Source organism: Streptomyces sp. NPDC047061, assembly GCF_040643955.1.
In the GTDB taxonomy this organism is placed as follows: Bacteria; Actinomycetota; Actinomycetes; order Streptomycetales; family Streptomycetaceae; genus Streptomyces.
This window is the reverse complement of record NZ_JBEYVI010000008.1, coordinates 38,399-56,571: the sequence shown is the minus strand read 5'-3', so window position 1 is coordinate 56,571 and position 18,173 is coordinate 38,399. Positions and strand designations below refer to the sequence as shown.

The 18,173-nt window shown below is 67.3% G+C and carries 8 protein-coding genes; 3 read left to right on the top strand and 5 right to left on the bottom strand.

Features of this window, described 5'->3' with window-relative positions; all coding sequences use genetic code 11:
* Positions 1-24: 24 nt before the first annotated feature.
* The 4 genes from ABZ887_RS14830 to ABZ887_RS14815 are packed head-to-tail and all read right to left on the bottom strand — an operon-like array spanning position 25 to position 11,805.
* Positions 25-1,893 carry a DUF1998 domain-containing protein gene (locus ABZ887_RS14830; RefSeq protein ID WP_361288191.1) on the bottom strand — a complete coding sequence of 623 codons (1,869 nt, stop codon included), beginning with the start codon at positions 1,891-1,893 and terminating at the stop codon, positions 25-27.
* Positions 1,890-5,147 carry a helicase-related protein gene (locus ABZ887_RS14825; protein ID WP_361288188.1) on the bottom strand — a complete coding sequence of 1,086 codons (3,258 nt, stop codon included), beginning with the start codon at positions 5,145-5,147 and terminating at the stop codon, positions 1,890-1,892. Before ABZ887_RS14825 ends, ABZ887_RS14830 begins: the two co-directional genes overlap by 4 nt.
* Entirely contained in the window at positions 5,144-7,048 is a 1,905-nt protein-coding gene (locus tag ABZ887_RS14820) for a UvrD-helicase domain-containing protein (protein WP_361288185.1), read from the bottom strand. Before ABZ887_RS14820 ends, ABZ887_RS14825 begins: the two co-directional genes overlap by 4 nt.
* Positions 7,045-11,805 carry a DEAD/DEAH box helicase gene (locus tag ABZ887_RS14815; RefSeq protein ID WP_361288182.1) on the bottom strand — a complete coding sequence of 1,587 codons (4,761 nt, stop codon included), beginning with the start codon at positions 11,803-11,805 and terminating at the stop codon, positions 7,045-7,047. The genes ABZ887_RS14820 and ABZ887_RS14815 overlap by 4 nt, the downstream gene beginning before the upstream one ends.
* 966 nt (positions 11,806-12,771) lie before the next feature.
* Between ABZ887_RS14815 and ABZ887_RS14810 the strand changes: the two genes are divergently transcribed.
* Genes ABZ887_RS14810 through ABZ887_RS14800 form a run of 3 tightly spaced genes read left to right on the top strand, consistent with a single transcriptional unit; the run spans position 12,772 to position 16,799 of the window.
* Positions 12,772-14,925: a helix-turn-helix transcriptional regulator gene (locus ABZ887_RS14810; RefSeq protein ID WP_361288179.1), complete on the top strand. Its 2,154-nt coding sequence runs from the start codon at positions 12,772-12,774 to the stop codon at positions 14,923-14,925.
* 3 nt (positions 14,926-14,928) lie between these two features.
* Positions 14,929-15,924, top strand: coding sequence for a hypothetical protein (locus ABZ887_RS14805; RefSeq protein ID WP_361288176.1), 996 nt, complete (start codon positions 14,929-14,931; stop codon positions 15,922-15,924).
* Positions 15,921-16,799 (top strand): DUF6339 family protein, encoded by an 879-nt coding sequence (locus tag ABZ887_RS14800; RefSeq protein ID WP_361288173.1) that lies wholly within the window; start codon positions 15,921-15,923, stop codon positions 16,797-16,799. Before ABZ887_RS14805 ends, ABZ887_RS14800 begins: the two co-directional genes overlap by 4 nt.
* A gap of 18 nt (positions 16,800-16,817) precedes the next feature.
* Here ABZ887_RS14800 and ABZ887_RS14795 read toward each other — a convergent pair whose 3' ends face one another.
* Positions 16,818-18,164 carry a DNA cytosine methyltransferase gene (locus ABZ887_RS14795; RefSeq protein ID WP_361288170.1) on the bottom strand — a complete coding sequence of 449 codons (1,347 nt, stop codon included), beginning with the start codon at positions 18,162-18,164 and terminating at the stop codon, positions 16,818-16,820.
* Positions 18,165-18,173: the final 9 nt, after the last annotated feature.

The following is an 18,173-nucleotide window of genomic DNA, read 5'->3' as shown; positions in this document are numbered from 1 at the left end:
CTGCGTTCTGCGGCTCAGTGGACGTCAGTGGCCCACCAACTCGGCGAAGAAGCCCACCGCTGGATCCTCAGGGGTACCGACGAGCAGCGCGCGGTCCAACAAGACGTTGTTGTGCTCGCAGCTTGTCTCCGGGAGCATCACGCAGGCGTGGCAGGCCGCCAGGTTGATGCCGCCGGCACCGGACGCCTCGGTCTCCATGCAGAGCGGGTCCGAGGAGCACCACTCCGCACGGCGGACGGCAGAACGGACCGTTCGAGCGAGAATCTCTGGTTCGCCTTGAGCGACCAGACCACCCAGACTGCCGGCCGAGTCGCTCGTCGCCGTGTAGACGAGCACCCCGGCCATGTCGTCGGCGGCGTACAGGCGCTCGCGCAGGGCCGCGGCCGGGTAGCCGGCTTCCAGGCTCCACTCGTTGATGAGGACGTGGGCCAGCGTGTGCAGCAGCACCATGCGAGGGGTGGCAGGGGAGGGGACGGCGCGGCTCGGGTCGTCGGCCCGCTCCTCCAGCAGTCGCTGATGGGCGGTACGCATCCGCTTGACCCGGGCTGCCACCGCCACGGTCTTCTCCCACGAGCCGAGTCGGTTCTCGTCCAGGCGGAGGAACACCCCTTCTCCCTGCACCTCCATGGCCGGGAGCCAGCGCATCGGATGTTCGGAGAGCCGCATCTCCTTGGCGTCGGTCGTCGACTCGGCGTCGACGAGCCGGGTGAACGCCTTCAGAGCGCGCACCTCGCGAAGCCTCTTGACCAGCATCGGGCCGGTGACGCCGAGGGGATCGAGCACGCTCTGGCCGCCCAGCGGGGTTTCGCAGACGAACTGCTCTTCGCGGGAGTGCTCGCTCTCGTCGTTGCCCGAGCGGAGACGCTCGTACTCCATGTTGCGCAGGAGGCGGTAGCGGTGGTCGAAGGTGGGGGCGGACTCGCTGTCGGGGTCCTCCGCGCTCTCCGCGGCAAGGAGTGCCATCACCTCGTCCAGCGGCACCGGACACGGCTTTCCCTTGAAAGCACCTCTGAGATAGACCTCGACGTGCTCGCGCTTGTCGTACTCACGGAGAGCATCCCAGTGTTCGGCGAGCGGATCCTCTCGGCGGTTGCTCCACGGCGGGATGGACAGCGCCGACTTCAGCACCGGCTGCCACACCGCCGACGAACCGCGCTGCAACGTGCGCAGAGGGAGTCCACACCCCGCAGCCGGGGTGGACGAACCGAGCCAGGGGAGGGTTCCTTGGCATTTGAGGCCCAGGTCCTTGAGCGCCTGCCTGCGGAAGGAGCCCTCCATCGAGACCTCGGGAGCCCGCCCGCAGGTGCAGGAGACGAGGATGGAGCGGAGCGAGGAAGTGCGCCCGGTCGTGCGCATCTTGAGCTTCCCCCCGCATTGTCCCGCAGTGGGCGCACCACGGTCCGTGGAGCGGTGCACCCACTGCCAGTACGGGAACTCACCGAGGTGCCCGGCCTCACAGGCGACGATGAATCGGGAGGGGACCAGGTCGACCTCGCACGTACCACAGACGCTTCGCCCGGCGGGCGGGTTGAAGTCGCGGTGCCGTTGCAGGTCATTGCACTCGGGGCAGGAGTGCATCAGGGGGAATCGTCGAACCCGGAGACCGTCCCGGCTGGTGTCGTCGGAAGCGGGCGGCAGCCTGAAGTAGTCGACGTCGAGCAGGCGGGCCAGGCGCCGTTCGTAGATTCGCGGGGACTCGTCACGGCTCCAGCTCTGCTCAGCGTCGTCGAGTCCCGAGACGATGAAGGACTCCTGGTCGACGGCTATGAGAGACCCGACACCGTACGTGGTGATCGCCTGGGCGCGGCGGACCGCACCACGCCGCGGAAAGTTGTGGGCGGGTGCTGCGCCGTTCGCTCCGGTCCGGCGACGGCGGGCGGGGGGCGGGGTCATCGGTTTCCCTCCATGAACAGGGCGGTCTCGGCGTCGACGTCGCGCAGACTCCACAACGTGGAATATGCCTCGGTGTCCTGGGACTCGTCGTCGTACGGCTTCAGAAGCGAAGGGGTACGGTTGCCCCTCTGCGGCTCGAACAGCAGGTTGTTGTCGATCTCGGCCTCTTCGCACCACCAGTCGACGAAGTCGTCGAAGGCCCTGGAAACGGCGTCGGTCTCCTCCTCGGTGACTGCCTCCACGCGTTCCAGGAGGATCGACTTGATGCGGCCCCGGAGCACGCCTTCGTAGGACTCGACCTGGCCAGCGCCCTCGTTGGGGCGGGCTGTAGGGATCATGATGCGGGCGAGGGCGACGATCACCGCGTGCAGGCCCCGGTCACGGGCACGGGCGGAGAACGGGGTGACAGAGGTGGACTCGACCTCGCGGTACAGGGCCGAGTGGAAGTGTTGGAAGCTCTCGTAGTGGGAGCGGTCCCGGGACCGGGTCGAGTTGAGCATGACCGCGACCAGGCCGGGGTGCGCGCGGCCGACCCGGCTGGTGGCCTGGATGTACTCGGCGGTCGTCTGCGGCTGGCCCATCACGGCCATGAGACCGAGGCGATCCACGTCCACGCCGACCGCGATCATGTTGGTGGCCAGCAGGACGTCCACGGTGTCGCCGTCGGGCAGCCGCTTCTCGATGCCCTTGAGGCGGGTGGGGATCTCGCTGGCGTCGATACGGCTCGTCAGCTCGGAGTAGTTGGCGACCGAGCGGACCTCCACCCCCTCGCGCTCGGCCAACAGCTCTAGATAGGCCACCACGTCGTCATGGACCTGGAGTTCGGCCGCCGACAGCACCCGCAGGCTGTTGAAGTAGCCGACGAGACTCCAGTACGCGTCGCGTACCTCGTCCTCGGTCTTCGCCTGCTTGGCCCGGTGCAGCAGGGTGGCGTACGTGCGGATCAGGAGGGTGGACTGGCTGGTGCCGGGGGCCAGGAGACCGACGTAGCGACGGCTCGCCTTCTCTTCGCGTGGTGTCTCCACGGCGAACCACGAGTCGCGGGCGTCCAGACCGGCGGGCGGGAACTGCCGTACTTCGCGGGCGAAGAGGTGGCGGCCCTGGTCGGCGGCGCGACGGATGGTCGCTGTGGAGGCGATCACCTTGGGCCGGTCGGCAAGCGCGTCCACCGCGGTCTCGTAGAGGCCGGTGAGGGTTCCCAACGGGCCCGAGATCAGGTGGAGTTCGTCCTGGACGATCAGTTCCGGGGGAGGAGTGCCGCCGTCCGGGTCGTCGTCGCGGTTGAAGAGCGCGGAGGTCGCCGGACGCCATGGCATCGACGCGAACTTGTCGACAGTGGCGATCACCAGGGTCGGCCGTGCGTCGTACACCGCCTCGTCGATCAGATGGACGGGCAGGCCGTCGGCGAAGTCGCAGCCCGCGCCGGGGCAGCGGACGCGCATCCGCTTGGCATCCTCGTCGACCTCATAGTTCCGTGCGTCGAGGCGGGTCCCGCACCAGGGGCAGGCGTGCAGTTGGACGGGGTTCTCGGTGGCGAGGCGCTTGTCGAGATTCCTGCGCAGCTCGTCGAGCTTCTGGCTCGCCACGGCGAGCGTGTTGGGGGTGGCCGAACGCCCCACCCACATGCCGACGGAGAACTCCTCACGGCCCAACTCGGGCGTACCGTGCCGCATGTGCTCCATGGAACAGAGCAGGATCGCCGCGCGCTCGAACTGCTGGAGGGTGAGCAGCCGCAGCGTGTAGCGCATGAGAACGGTGACACCGCCGCCGTCCGCGCCCTTGCGGATACGACGCAGGAACGACGTGAGGGCGATCAGTCCGAGGTAGGCCTCCGTCTTGCCACCACCGGTGGGGAACCACAACAGGTCGGAGATCTGCCGGTCGTGGTGCTCGCGGTCGTCGATGCCGGCCAGGCAGAGCAGCACGAACGCGATCTGGAAGGGACGCCAGCGACCGGCGGCCGGGTCCGGGGCACCTACGCGTCCGCCCTTCACCCAGGCACTGCGGGCACGCTGGTCCGCCATGGCGTGATTGGCGAGTCGGAAAGCCCTCATCAGATCGGGCTTGGTCCGCAGCAGCTCGATGCCCTCACGGATTCGGTCGAGCGCCTCGCGGCAGGCGCTCACCTGTTTCCGTGCGGGCTTCTCGTGGGGGGCGCCTGTCAGAGCGTCCGCCTCGGCCGACTTGCGGTCGATCCAGTGTTCGTATCCCGCGACGAGACCTTCCAGAGCGGCCAGGACCTCGGCGTCGGGCTGCTCGGCCAGCCCCAGCATGGACAGCGCGGAACTGTCGATCTCCGGGTTGGAGTCGGTGAGCAACACCTCCACGGAGGGCACGAACTGGCTCCGCACCTCGGGGACGGCGGGAATTTCGGCTTCGGTCATACCGATCGGCTGCGGAGCCCAGTCCCACTCGGCGGAGCAGCCGTGGCCGACCGCGAAGGTCGGGGCGTGGCGGTGCAGCAAGCGACTCGTCGCGATCTCCGGGTCGTGGTCGGCCGCCGGGGCGGGGCGCTCGACGAACGCGGTGGAGCCGTTGGCGGCCCGGACCGTCAGACCGCACTGGAACAGAGAGAAGGCGTCCTGGAGATCCCACTCCCCGACCTTCTGGGTGTTGATCAACGTGACTGTGACCGTGACCGTGCCGTTGGCCTTGTCGAGACGTCGGACGTTGACGTGCAGCGCGGCTTCCGGGGCGAGTGTGATCCTCATCTTCGGATCCGGCTGGGTCACGTCGATCGTCTGGTCAGGAAAGGCGAGTTCCTTGCGCCGCCACCGCTCCCGCTGCTCAGCGGTGGTACGGGCCTCGGCACGGCGGGCCGGGACGCGCCGGCCGTCGGCGTCGGTGGGTTCGTAGACGGCCGCGCGGGCCGAGACCACGATCGAACCGCTTATGGCCGGGCGGACCGCGAAGGTGAGGCCCATCGAGGAGGGACGCCTGTCCCCGGAGGAGCCGACCTCTTGCGCGGTGCCGGACTCCTCGACGTCGTCGCGGGCGAGCAGTGGTGCGGCGTCCAGTCCTTGCTGTTCGCCGGCGTCGTCGTCCTGCCGCTCCTTCGTGGCCCTGTCCGCGGCACGCGGATACAGCACGCCGGTCAGGTAGCGGTCGATCGGCGCGTCCTGGGTGAGTACCTCGCCCCGATCGTCCGGCTCTGCATCGGTGGCGGGGCCGAGGAGTTCACGGCGGAGCCCCACCAGGAGTTCCTCGTCCCGGACCCGGTAGTGCTCGGAGTGGGGGCCTGCCACCTGCGTCATGCGCGCTGCTCCTCGTAGTTGTCGGCTCTCCGGTACCGGCCGATGCCGGTGATCCGCGGGGCGATCCAGACGCCTCGCTCGCCGAGTCCGGCGTTCGCGCCGGCGGCGGTGCTGCCCGTCACGGTCTCCACGGTGTCGATCCGCAGGTCATGGATCTCGTCGGGCCACCAAGGGTCCCAGGTACGGTTCACCTTCTGCACATGGAACAGGTCCTCGCGGAACCGACGCGAGGCCTCGCCGATCTTCTTTCCGTCGTGCACCAGAGCGTACGGCGGGCTCTGCGTCTCGCCCATCGGCAGGTCGTGGAGCCTGCGCAGCAGCACCTCCTGGCCGGGGCGCACCTGTTCCAGGAGATACGCCTGGGTGGCGACCGCATCGGTCTGATGACCGGGTGGGTTGTCCCGGCACACGTCGCCCGACTCGGCGACGATCCCGTACCTGTCGTACGACCGCCACGATCCGAGGTAGCGGCGGCCGCCCTGCTGGCCACCCGCCCTCCTGAAGAGCGGTAGTTCGGGAGGAGCCACGTGGTACAGGTCCTGACGAGCGCGTGTCATGGCGACATACAGGGCGCGGGCTTCGGCGGGGAGGTCCAACTCGTCCTGGTACCGCTTGTGGAACTCGGCGAGGGTCGGTGGTGCCAGAACGATCACCCGGTCGAACTCCAGGCCCTTGGCCCGATGCACCGTCGAGACGATGACGCGGGCGTTCTCCGGGTCCGCCGCTTCGTCCGGGAACCTTCCGTCGGCGACCGCGCGGCGCAGCCGGTCCAGATCGAGCACCCCGCGCCCCGCTCCGCGCGCGACCCTGCGCAGCACCGTCCACAGGGCGGCGGCGTCAGGTTCGTAGGGAAGAGGGATGTCCGAGAGGAGCGTACGGAACCGGTCCTCGGTGAGCCCGGTCGCCTCCGTGCGACGCAGCAGCTCGGCCACCCAGTACGGCACCGGACGCTCCTCCAGCGGGCGGCGCAGCCGGTGGTCGATGCCGTGCGCGTGCAACAGGCCGGAGACCACGAGGGCCTGCTGGTTGTCGCGCGTGAGGACGGCGCAGGTGTCGGAGAGGTCCCGTAGGCCGTCCAGGGTGAACTCGTCGTCGAGGTCGCCCATGCCGTTCGCCGGATCCAGGAGAAGATCGCGCAGTTCGTCGTAGAGCCTCCCGGCCTCGTCCGGGTCGTCGACCTGTTGGAGAAGGGGGCCGTGCGACAGAGCGACCCGGGCCTCGGCGGTGGTGGCCCGGAAGTTCCGGGTGAGACGCAGCTCCACGAGGTCGTCGGGGTAGGAGCAGCGCAGCCAGTCGAAGAACCGACCGGTCTCGTCGGTGCGTTCGTCCAGGTTCTCGATCTGGAAACCGTAAACGGACTGGGCCGCGTCGCCGACGACGGTGAAGCCGCAGCTGTCCTGGTACCGGTCGAGAAGCGTCTCCACCAGCTCGCGGCGCCCGCCCAGGAGGTCCTGCACCTCGTCGATCACGACATGGGCCGGTGGTACCGCGTCGCCGACCTCCAGCGCGCCCTTCTCGATCGCGCGGGCCGCGGCGGCGATCCGCTCGTCGAAGCCGACCGCACCCCACTCGCCGTCCGGATGAGCCTGAAGGAGCACTTCATAGGCCCACGCGTCGAAGGTGCGGGCGCGTACTCGGTGAGCTCGTTCTCCGTGCCGAGTGATCCGTTCACGCAATTCCCTGGCCGCTGCTCGGGAGAAGGTGAGCACCAGGATCTCGGCCGCCTCCAGCGCCTGTTCGGGATCCTCGTGGCCGCACAGCGCGTCGAGCCGGCGTACCAGGGTGTGCGTCTTGCCCGCTCCGGCGCCCGCAGTGACCAGGACGCGGGCGTCCCAGGGCTGTTCGACCACGGCCAGTTGTTCATCGGTGAGCGGGGGGCTGTCCTGGTAGACGTCGGTCACTTCCGGCTCCAGAGGTGCTCGAACTGGGTGAAGGCGAGGTGCGTGTCGAAGTTGGCAATGTTGTCGCTGACGTTGAGGATCAGACAGCTTTCCTTGCCGCCGTTCAGCGGTCCGCGCAGTCCGCGACCGATCATCTGCTGGTACACGTTGGTGCTGTAGACCGGCCGGGCCACGACCACGACACGAGTGGCAGGTGCGTCGAATCCCTGGGTGAGCACACCGTAGTTGGTGAGGACTCGGATGCGTCCGTTTCGGAAGTTCTCGATGCGGTTGCGGCGGTCTTGCGTGCTGGTCGTCGAGTCCACGGCGGCGGACGGGACACCGCAGTCATTCAGCATGGCGGCCAGGTATTTGGCGTGGTCGACGGAGGTTGCGAAGAGCAAAGTCGGCCAATCGCCGGGCAGTTCGGCCACAGAGTCGACGATGCGCCGACTGCGTGCGTGGTCGTCGGCGAGCCGCTGTTCGGCGGAACGGGAGAGCACCGCCATACGATCGGCGTGTGTCTTCTCGTCCCGGGTGAGTTCGATACGGCCACCTTCAAGGGTGCGGTGCTCGACCTGTGCGAGCATGCCCCAGTCCTGCAGGTCACGGTACGGGTCGCCCGACGGGAAGACTCCTTGGTCGAGTCGCCGGTTGCCGAAGCGGCTGACCAGGCGACGGGTCTCCTCCTCATTGGTGTTCCGGAACGGGGTGGCGGTAAGGCCGAGCAGATGCCGACCGGTCTCGTACTGGGTGAGCCCCAACTGGCCCAGGATCTCGGTGTATCGCTTGGAGATGGCGGTGTGCGCCTCGTCCACGATCACCAACGCGGCCTGACGCAGCCAGGCGTACTGGTCGGTGTCCAGGCATCGCTCCAGTTTGGCGTCGGTGGCGACCACCAGGTGGGGGTGTTCGACGACGTTTCCGACCTCGTTGGTGCTCCACAGCCGGCTGATGGTGAGCGGGCGTTCGGCACCCACCTTGCTCCATACGAACTTCCAGCTCTGGACGGCCTGTTCGCACAGTTCCTCGGTCTGTGCGATCCACAACAGCGGACCCTTGAGGTCGCCGACCCGCTTCACCCAACGGATCACGGCCTCGGCGGTCACCCGGGTCTTGCCGGCGCCGGTCGGCAGGGACAGCATGCCGCGCTGCGGGGCCAGTCGGTCGAGCATCGTGGAGATGTTCCTGACCAGGTCCTCCTGGTAGTCGTGGAGGCGGGGGAAGTCCCGAGGGCCCTCCACTGTCTCGAACGGAGGCAGGGAGGGAGTCTTCGAACCGGCGAACGAGACGGGCAGCCTCATCTCCGACACGAACGCGACGGCCGCCGACGAACCCCCGTACGCGACGGGTGCGTTGGGAAAGCGCGCCTGGATGTCCCGGGCGTGCTGCTGGAGCACTCCGTCACCGTGCGCGTTGAACGCCATCTGCGCGATCCGACGCCCGGACGGCTCCGCACTGTCGGTCGCCTGCATCTCGGCCTCCATCAGTCCCTCGGGGAGGCCGGCCCGAAGCGCGTCGGCACCGATCAGCAGCTCGATCTTGGACACCACGTCCGAGGCCTCGCGCACCGCCTTCTGCGCAGCCTTCAACTCGCTGTCACGAGCCATGCGGTCCTGATAGTCCAGGACCGCGCGGCAACCGGCAGCGCCGAGACCGAGGCCGAGTTCGCGGTCGATGAGACGCAGCATCGGCTCGGGCTCCAGCGGTACGCGGACCTTGACGGTGCTGTCCTGGCGCACGGCGTCCAGAGGAGAGGCGTGCGTGCCGTTGGGAGTGCGGATGACCTCCTCCAGCTCGCTGCACCTTTGGACCATGCTGTTTCGTTGCCCGCTGTTCAGGCGCTGCCGCAGGGCAGGGAACAGCTCGACGAGCGGAACGGGGTCACCCTCTGGTTTCTCACGGGTCTCTCGGCTGATCACGTCGGCATAGCGGAGCATCCCCCACTTCTCGATCATCAGCTCGGCATCCTCGGCGGTCGGGACGAGGAGCGCGGGGAGCTGTTCGGCACGGAGCGCCCGGTACTGAGAGGCTCCGACGGCGATCGTGATCTCGTCGTCGGGGCGGGTGCCCCAGACGTCACCGATTCGGCAACGGGTCAAGGAGTCCTCGGGGAAGTCCGCACCGAACCGGGTCAGCATCACGTAGGTGGCGCCGACGAAGGAGTCGTCCTCGCTGCGGGTGACCTCGTCAAGGAGTGTGTCCCAGCGGTCGGTGGGGACCTCGTCGACGGTGGTCGGGAGCCGCAGCCTACGAGCCTTCTCAGGGGAGATGTCGGCGACCGGCAGCACGTCCCGGTAGTCGGCGAGCTGGGGGCCGACGGCCTCCTTCAGCGGCTTGATCCCTTGGGAGGTGGCGACCGTGCCGTGCTTCCACAACATCCACCGGATCGGCGAGGCCACCGCCTGGCGGGTGCTGCTCTGCGCGCCGATCTGACGGATCCAGTTGTCCACCACTGCGTCGTCGGGCAACACCTTCAAGAAGGCCGCGCGGGACTCTTCGGAGAGGGCGCGGAAGAGGTGGAGCGGACCACCGATCGCCGCGCCCTCGACCTTCATCCGACTCAGTGTCGGGCGCGGGGCGCGACTGTCCAACCCACGCAGGTAGGCGGCGTGGACGGCTTCGCGGTACTCCTCGAACCACTCTTCGCCCGCTTGGGGCTGCACCCCACCGGACGGTCGCTCCCGCAAACCGACCTGGGGGAAGAACGGGGTGTCATCGGAGTGGAACTTCATGTCGACGGCGACGCTCGGATCACGCTTCGCATCGACTACGTCACCCGGCAGCATGCAGTCCTCGACCGGCCGGAACCGACCGTCGGAGGTCCGTACCCGGAGCGTCGAGCGGGGAGCGGGCACCCGCTCCAGGACCTTGTGGGCCAGCCGACGGACCCCTGCCTGACGGAACAGCTCCCAGAAGCGCTCCCAGTCCGAGTCGCCGTAGTGGTCGAAGCCCTGGTCGAGGACGCTGACGAACCTGCCCTCGATATCGGCCTCCCGAATGCCCAGGGTGTTGAGAGCGTGAGCGAGCGACGGGTCCTGGGCCAGTTCGTCGACCACGTACACCAGGGCCTCGCGCAGTCCGTCGTGGTCGGCACGGCGGAACACCTTGCCGGGCACCGGGGTGACGAGGCCGTGCTCCTCGGTGAGCACGATGTGGGCCTTGCGGGCTTCCTCGGCGTAAGGGGACCGAGCCTCGATCATGTTTGCGAGGATTCGCACGGCCACCGCCGACGCCTCGGGGGTCTTGCTTTCGACCAAGGCCTCCAGCCACACGCGGACGTCGGTCCGCTCGTGCCCGGCCGCGCCGATGATGTGCTCGACCTTTCCGGAACGCAGGGTGTCCGCCTCGACGCTCGGGTGCAGCCAGTTCGAGGGGCGTCCGGGGCAGTGGTTCCACATCCGCAGCCAGTTGGACAGCTTCTTCGGGTCCCTGTCGAGCCGCGGGTGGATCCGCAGATCTGTCGGTACGCGCAGGACGCCGTCCTGGTCGGGCAGGGACGGACGGTCCGCGGCGCGGGCCCAGATCTCCCGGGTCAGGAACTCGTCGGCCCAGCTGATCGATTCCTTGACTCGGCCGGGCAGCAGGGGGAGGTAGGCGGCCGGGTCCTCGGCGGGCGCCAGGGCGGGAAGGGAGTCGACGACAAGATGCGCCGCCACCCGGATCATCTCCTGGTTGAAGGGGGAGGAATCGAGCAGGTTCTGCCGGTCCTCGTTGGTCTTCCAGGCTCCGTTGAGGATGCCGCTCAACGACACCTCGTACTTGGTCGGGAAGAACGACCAGAAAGTGCCCCGGCCACGGGTCCTCGGATTGACGTAAAGGCCGCTTTCCGGATCCTTCTCCAGAGCCGGAACACCCCATGAAAGGCCGAGTGAGAGCCGGTCGTGGAGTTCGCCGGCGTCCGCGCGGGCCGCCGGGCCGGGGGTGTGGGTGGTGGTGAACACCCGCCAGTGGATGGTGTTGGTTCTCCCGTTCCTTTCCTCGGTCACGGTGTGCAGGTCGCCGACCTGTCGAGTGGTCAGGATCCGGTGGGCCGATGGGAGATGCCGACGGTCCTCCAGGACGACCTTCGCGACGTGGGGTGAGAAGAGCTGGAAGCCCACAGGGAACTCGTCGCGCGGCTCGCCGTTGTCCTTGGCCCGTCCGCCGTGCATGTCCAGACCGAGCCGGCGGTCCGCCTTGGGCAGCAAGGGTAGGCGCACGACAGTGGTAGCCCAGGTCAGCAGCTCGTGCAGGACGGGGTCCGCGGCGCGCTCGGCCTGCACGTCGAGAGGACGGGCCAACCGCAGCACCGGGGCATCAAATTCCTGACCATAACGAGCGGTCACCCCGGGGACGTTTTTGATTTGCTCGTAAGACCAGGCGCGGTCGAAGCCGAAACTTCCGGTGCGGCTGAAAAATTCCGGAGCGTCGGTCACCACCAGGACCGATTTAACACCCACTCCGAATCTTCCGATCTGCCCTCCGCGCTTCCTCGACATACTCATACGAAGAATGGTTTCCGCACCCTCGGGGGTGACGGGATTTCCTTCGTTCGCACAGTAGAGATGTGTTGCCGTGAGGACGACTTGGATTCGACCTCCGGGCTCGTCGGCGATTTCGTCGGCGGCATTCTGGACAAGTTCAAAAAGCTGGCGGTCGCCATATCCGCCTTGAGTGATACGGCGCTCTCCGTTGGCATGCTCGGCCACGAGGCCGGGATCCACGGCGTAAGTTTGCAGGACGCGGGAAGATTGTTCAATGACGGTTTGAATAACCGGAGGAACCGAAGATGGCATTGGTCCAGCACTCCTCAGGGTATCGAGCGGTAGGACGAAGGTGTGGGCGGGCCGGCTGTCGATTTCGCGACAGCCGGCCCACGGGTGCGTGAGCGATGGCCCAAAAGGCCTGAAAGTGCCTGGGGTGAATCCTGTGTTTCTGCTGGTGAAGGAGCCCTCAAGGAGACACGCGTAGCGCCCGCGCCGTGGGCTTCCTGGCCTTCGGCTGGCGCTGCAAAGATGGGTCAGGCTGAGTGGGTGGTGTCGTCGGGAGGTTCCTGAAAGTATTGAGCCATACAAGGAAATCTGCTCACAAATTCATCTGCGCACGGGTGCCCCTTCAGGATGTCCGCCGCAGCCTTCAATTCCACCTCCCCTATTGCAATGTCGAGTTCAAGACTGCTTCGGCCGCGGTCCGAATCCAAGTCATATCCGTAGTACTCATCCATCAAAAATTCCCCTGTCGGTCTCGTTGTCGCAGGGGTGCAGTAGAGTGCAAATGACCCCCGTAAGAAAATAGATGCACGAAATCTCGGAAGAGATGTTTTCACTGGAATTAGGGTAGCAGCTTGCAAGCCTATACAGCCAGTGCCTCTATTTTTGGTGAGGAGGGGCTTGTTCGAGGCTAGGATAGACCTGTGGCTTTTGGCCGTCGGTCGGTTTTGGACAGAACTCTGTCCTGCCGCCGGATCCCCTTGAACTCGCATTCAGGTTCACCAGCGGGACGAGATTTTTCGTCGTTCCTCACATTATCTGATGCCGGTCTCTCGAGTCAACCAACTGGCCCTGGCCGGTGGGGAGTTGTCAATGCTCCGCGAGGAATGTGTGCAAATAGAGGCAAAGTCGGGCAAGTCGCTCATCCGTGCAAGCGGTCAGTGGGGTCCGGACCCGATCAACTTTTGGTTGACAGTGTTCAGCGTGTCAAATTAGCCTCCTGGTCTACGACATGCGAGCTGCAAGCGGCTCCAGGGGAAGAGCAGGTGGCACGTGGATACAGGTGAGGAGTTCGGGCCCTGGCTGGCCCGACAACTCAAGCTGGCCGGAAAGACACAGGCCGAGCTGGCCGACGAGCTCCAGCTGACTCGAGCTGCCGTGTCCGCGTGGATCACCGGCAGGTCGACTCCTCGCCCGACCGTCATGACCGACATCGCCAAGGCGCTCGGCACCGACGTGGGTACGGTGCACACCCGCACCACCGACACCCAGGCCGGCCTCCCGGTCACCTGGTACCACCGGCCCGGCTACTCCGACGGTGGTCGTGACCTGGGCAACGCCGCAGCCTTCGCCTTCGACGCCGACGTCCAGGTTCTCGCCCGCGAGACCTGCCAGAACAGCCTGGACGAGCGCCTCACGGAGAACGGCCGCCCGGTCCGGGTTCGTTACACCCTGCACGAACTCACCGGTGAGGCCCTGGACTCCTTCCGTGAGGCGATCCTCTGGAACGATCTCTTCCCGCACTACTCCGCCGTCTCGGAGGCCGCCGCCAATCAGAAGGTAGGCCGGGTCGTGGACGCCGGTGTGCGCGACATGTACGAGAAGGGCCGCCTGGTCCTGCTGCGTGTGGACGACTACAACGCTTCCGGGCTCATCGGCGACGACTACGCGGACGGCAAGTTCGCCGCCGTGGTCCGGCGCCAGCTGGAAAGCCTCAAGTCCGGTCCTGGCGCGGGCGGTTCGTATGGTCTGGGCAAGGCGACGCTGTGGGCCACCAGCTCCCTCGGACTCGTACTGATCAATTCCACCCTGTCCGTGCCGCACGAGGGACGTACCGAGCGACGGGTCATCGGCCGTCTCGAACTGCCGTGGCGGGAAGTGGACGGCGAGCCGTACGCGGGCCCGGCCTGGTTCGGGCGCCCCGATCCCGATTCGCCCGGTGCGATGGTCGCCCGTTCCTGGTGGGCGGACGAGGAGACCGTCGCACGCCTGCATCTGACCAGGGAGAGCGACGAACCCGGTACCTCCTTCCTCATCGTCGGCGCGCACGACGTCGCCAGCCTTGAGAGCAGGTCCGACGCCGACGACGAGACCGGCGGTGTCGAGGACGGCGACGAGGACACGCGTGACATCCGCAAGATGCACGGCCGTCTGGTAGAGGCGCTGGGACGTGACTTCTGGGCCGCGATGACCGGCGGCGGCAGCAGGCTTCCTCTCCTGGAGGTCTCTGTCCGTGCCCTTCAGAACGGTAAGGAGGTCGTTCCGGAGAAACAGGTGGACCCGTCTGTCGAGCAGCCCGCCCGGACTCGTGCCCTCAGGGCGCACTACGAGGGCACCACAGTGGACCGCCTCACCGAGGCCGGGCAGGTCGCGGCGCGGAACGTCCCGCTGAAGCTGCCGCTCTCCGGTGGTTCCCATGGGACGCTCGGCACGCACCAGGCGGTCCTGCTGGTCACCGAGGCCGAGGGGGACAGGGACGGGGACGGGGGAAAGAACCAGGTGCACTCGCTGCGCGGCAACCGCATGACCGTCAGGAGGGCCGGCGTTCCGAGACTCCCGCTCGGGACCAACCCCTTCCAGGCCGTTCTACTGGTGGGCGAGGCAGCCGGAGAAGCTGCTCCCTTTGCGAAGGAGGCCGAGGAGTTCCTGCGTGCGGCGGAACCGCCTGAGCATGACCGCTGGGGACAGACGGAGGAGCTGACTCTGCGCTGGTCCCCGTCCGCGTATCGGCGGATCAGCGCGCTGACGGCTGAGGTCAACAACGCCGTCAGGGAACTTGTGGCGCGCCCGAAGCGCAGCAGCAGCCGCGAGGGCGGTGAGGCCGTGCGCAAGGCGTTGACCGTGAGATCGAGGCCCAAGGCCAAGGCGCCCGCCGGGCCGGTGGTTCCGGTGCTGGACACGCTCGACGCGACAGTCGGAGACGACGGAGAGTGGCGGATCACCGCCGAAGTGAGCATCCCGCGTGGCGACGAGATCGTCCCGATGGTGCCGGTCGCGCAACTGGATGTGCGGTCCGGAGGCCGTCCGAAGCTGGAGTGGGCGGAACTCGTGGCTGTCGAGGGTTGCGAGGTGGAGGACGGGACCCTGCGCTTCACTCCCGGCGTGCGTCGCGCGAAGTTCCACGGATTTACCGATGTGAGCAGTCACCCGGTCAGGACCACGCTCACCCGCCTCGTCGTCGAACTCCGTGCCGGAAAGGGGGAGTGACGCGTGAAGATCTACCCGTACAAGCGGCTCAACCGGCCAGTCACTCTCAGAGTGACCTCGGTCTCCCTCAAGCTCTCGGACGGCACCCGCGACCAACTGGAGACCACCGCGTACTCGACCCAGCAGCAGTCCGTCGCGCTCGGTATCGCCGGCCACACCGACTGGGTGAGCGCCACGATCGGCCTCTCGGCGACGCTGCCACCCGGTGCGAACGCGCCGGACGCGGCCTGGTCCGATCTGCGTGTCCTCGCCGTGCTGACCGACGGCGAGACCAACGTCCGCACCTCTGCGGATCTCACACTTGACGCGGAGGGCGGACGGGACTGGTCGGGATCACTGGAGGTGCTCCGCGACGACCACTTGGGTCGGGCCTCCCTCGCCGTGTACGCGGTCGGGACGGTCGACGGAGTGCGTGGACGGTCAATCGCCGAGACCGACCGGAGCTGGATCGTGGACACGGTCTCCGACGAACCGGTCCGTGGACTCCAACTAGACGTTCAGACGGCATCTTTCAAGAGAAGCTCCCGGGAGTGGCTCCAGGCCTACGCAGACGCGCCCTGGATCGTGGACGTCTCGGCCAGAGTCCCCACCGTGTTCGTGAACACCGACGTCGAGGGTGTCATCGGGCTGCTGGACAGCAACGGCTCGGGAGTGGACAGCAAGGTACGCGACCTCCTGGTCGCCCAGATGGCTACCGACGTCTGGACCGCGGTGTTCCACGGTGCCATCGGCGATCTGGAGGTGGAACCCGATGGGGGCCCGGTCTTCCCGACCGACTGGCAGGGCGAGGTGCTGCGGGAGATGCTCCCGGACGTCGTTCCCGGCGTCCACGTCGAGGAGGCCCTACGCCAGGTGCACCGCCGGCGTACCGGCGAATCAGGGTGGGTCGAGCTGCAGACCCGTATCCACTACGCGGCGGTCCGCCGTGCCGATGCCACCAAGGCGCTTGCCTATGTGATCCGCAGTCTGGAACAGATGAACCGGGAGAGCGAGACGTGATCAGCCAACCGAACCACGTACCGGAGCGCCTGGCGCTGCTCGCCACCTCGGCCGTCGATCCGTTCCTCACCGAAGAGCTGCTCAGAGGCGAACAGGTTCACGGCGGCATCGACCTCGCCAAGGTCGTCGAGCCGCTTCCCGAGGATGACGCCAGATGGTGGGTCGAGCCGATCCGAAGCCTGGTGGACGACGCCATGTTCGAGTTCCGGGAGGACCGCACCCGAGCCGACGCATGGCTCGCGCCACGGCTCCATGCCACGCTGCGCCTGACACGGCGAGAAGCGGCGGACAAGCGATTGTGGAATCACATCGCCCTCGCTGTGGCCCCTGACTACGTGGTGTGGCGCCACCTTTCGGGACCGACGGCGAAGAAGCCGGAACGGAGTGTCCCCGCAGAGCGCTTCCGGGGATCTGCCGATCGGCAGTGTTTCTCACGCCTGTGGTGGGCAGCTGAGCTGTTCAGGAACGGGGCGGACTACGAGCCGGTCGAGGCGGCCTGCAGAAACCAGGACCTCATCCACAGCGTTCTGAAGAAGGAGATAATCGACCACCGTCCCACTGCTCAGGCCGTTGTCCGCCTGCTGAAGAATGGACTGGTCACCAAGGGCCGAGAGGCCGATGGTCTCAGCGTCGCGATCAACGCGGCCGGTGCGACCCTGATCTACGACATCCTCGCGCCGGACCAGCCCCGTGACCCCGTCCATCTGCGCGACTGGATCGCGGAAGCGGAATCAGCACCACCGGTCGAGCGGTACGAACTCCCGAAGGGGCCCGACGAGGACCCCGTCCCGGAGGAGTCCGTGGCCGCGCTCACCAGCTACTTTGCAGAGCTGTTCGAGACTGCGCCGGTCAGGGGCAGGAAGCTCGGGGATTGACCCGGTGCTGGCCTCGAACTACCTGGCCGACGCCCTCTTGTCCTTCCGAGGGCGCACGGAAGAGGGCGGCGGCACCTGGTCCTTGGCCTGCGGGCACCTGTCGGTGCAGTGGTCGGCGGCGCCGCAGCCGTTGCTTCGCAGCTTGGCCCGCTGCTCTTCGGTGGCCGGCTGCCACGGCTTCCTCAGCGCCTCCGGGTCGGGCTTGGGGAGTCCGAGAGCGGAACTCAGCAGGTGCGCACCGAACAGGGGCGGTACGGCGTTGCCCACCTGCTGGGCCTGCGCCGTACCGGACCATGGATAGTCCGGCGGGAAGCTCTGCAGCATTCCCGCTTCGTTCATGCTGAAGCGCGGTCCTTCGTAGACGACCTTCTCGTTGAGGTGCTCGAAAACCACGAAGCGGGAGATGCGGCCGGTGACGGTGGTGGCGGGCTGCCGGTCGGTCCGCACCCCACGCCTCCCCGGATGGCCTGAACTGCCGTAGTTCGAGCGGACCAGGAAGGGAGTGACACGCCCGGGATGTGAGCCCACCGGGTCCGAGAGGGCATCATGCATCGACCGCCAGGGAAGCCTGTCCTCGTCGCTCCCCGACGGGGCGCCCTCGTCAAGGGTCGGTTGAAGGACCTGGTCGGGTGTGCTCGTCCCGTTGGTCCGGTTCCATTCCTTCGCATCGTAGGAACGGTGTGTAGGAGAGGGGAGCGAGGGTTCGCCGAGCCCTTCACGTCGGGCGATCAACACCGCGCGAGATCGCGTCTGCGGTACCCCGTAGGTCTCCGTGTCCAGAACGCCGACGACAACCTGGTATCTGGTCCCGTCGGGGAGCCCGGTCTGGGCCAGCACCTTGGCGTAGTGCTCCCAGAGCGGAGCCACTGCCGGGACCTGCTCCAGGACGATCACATCGTACGGTCGGTTCTCACGGTTGGGGCTCCGCGTTGCCTGAATCGCATACCGGAGAGGTTCGAGAACCAGGGCAGTGCGTGGATCGGGGAGATCCTCGAGTTCTTTGTCGATCTCCTTGTCGGAGTCACCTGGCATCAGCCGGTCGATGTACTTCTTGACCCTGTCCAGGGCCTGGCGCCCGGCGCCGTGCCCTGCCACCGAGTACGTCTGGCACGGAGGGCCACCGGCGAGCACGTTGATCTCCGGTGGCAACGACTCGAAGGCATCCCTGCGCACTGCGCTCACATCGGCGTGAAGGGTGTCCAGCCCGGCGGCGTACCGGGTCAGGCAGGCGCTTCTGTCCCACTCGACACCGAGACTCGGGATGTCGAGCGAGTGACCGGCGACGTCCAGCCCTCCGGGACCTGCGAAGAGGTCGAGGACGAAAGGCTGGTCGAGGATGGGCTTGTGGGACGCCGTGCTGGTCATGTGGCCGAA

Excerpts from the sequence above, each read along its gene's own strand:
- ABZ887_RS14795 (WP_361288170.1), bottom strand. The coding sequence starts at position 18,164 with ATGACCAGCACGGCGTCCCACAAGCCCATCCTCGACCAGCCTTTCGTC.
- ABZ887_RS14815 (WP_361288182.1), bottom strand. The coding sequence starts at position 11,805 with ATGCCATCTTCGGTTCCTCCGGTTATTCAAACCGTCATTGAACAATCT.
- ABZ887_RS14830 (WP_361288191.1), bottom strand. The coding sequence starts at position 1,893 with ATGACCCCGCCCCCCGCCCGCCGTCGCCGGACCGGAGCGAACGGCGCA.
- ABZ887_RS14825 (WP_361288188.1), bottom strand. The coding sequence starts at position 5,147 with ATGACGCAGGTGGCAGGCCCCCACTCCGAGCACTACCGGGTCCGGGAC.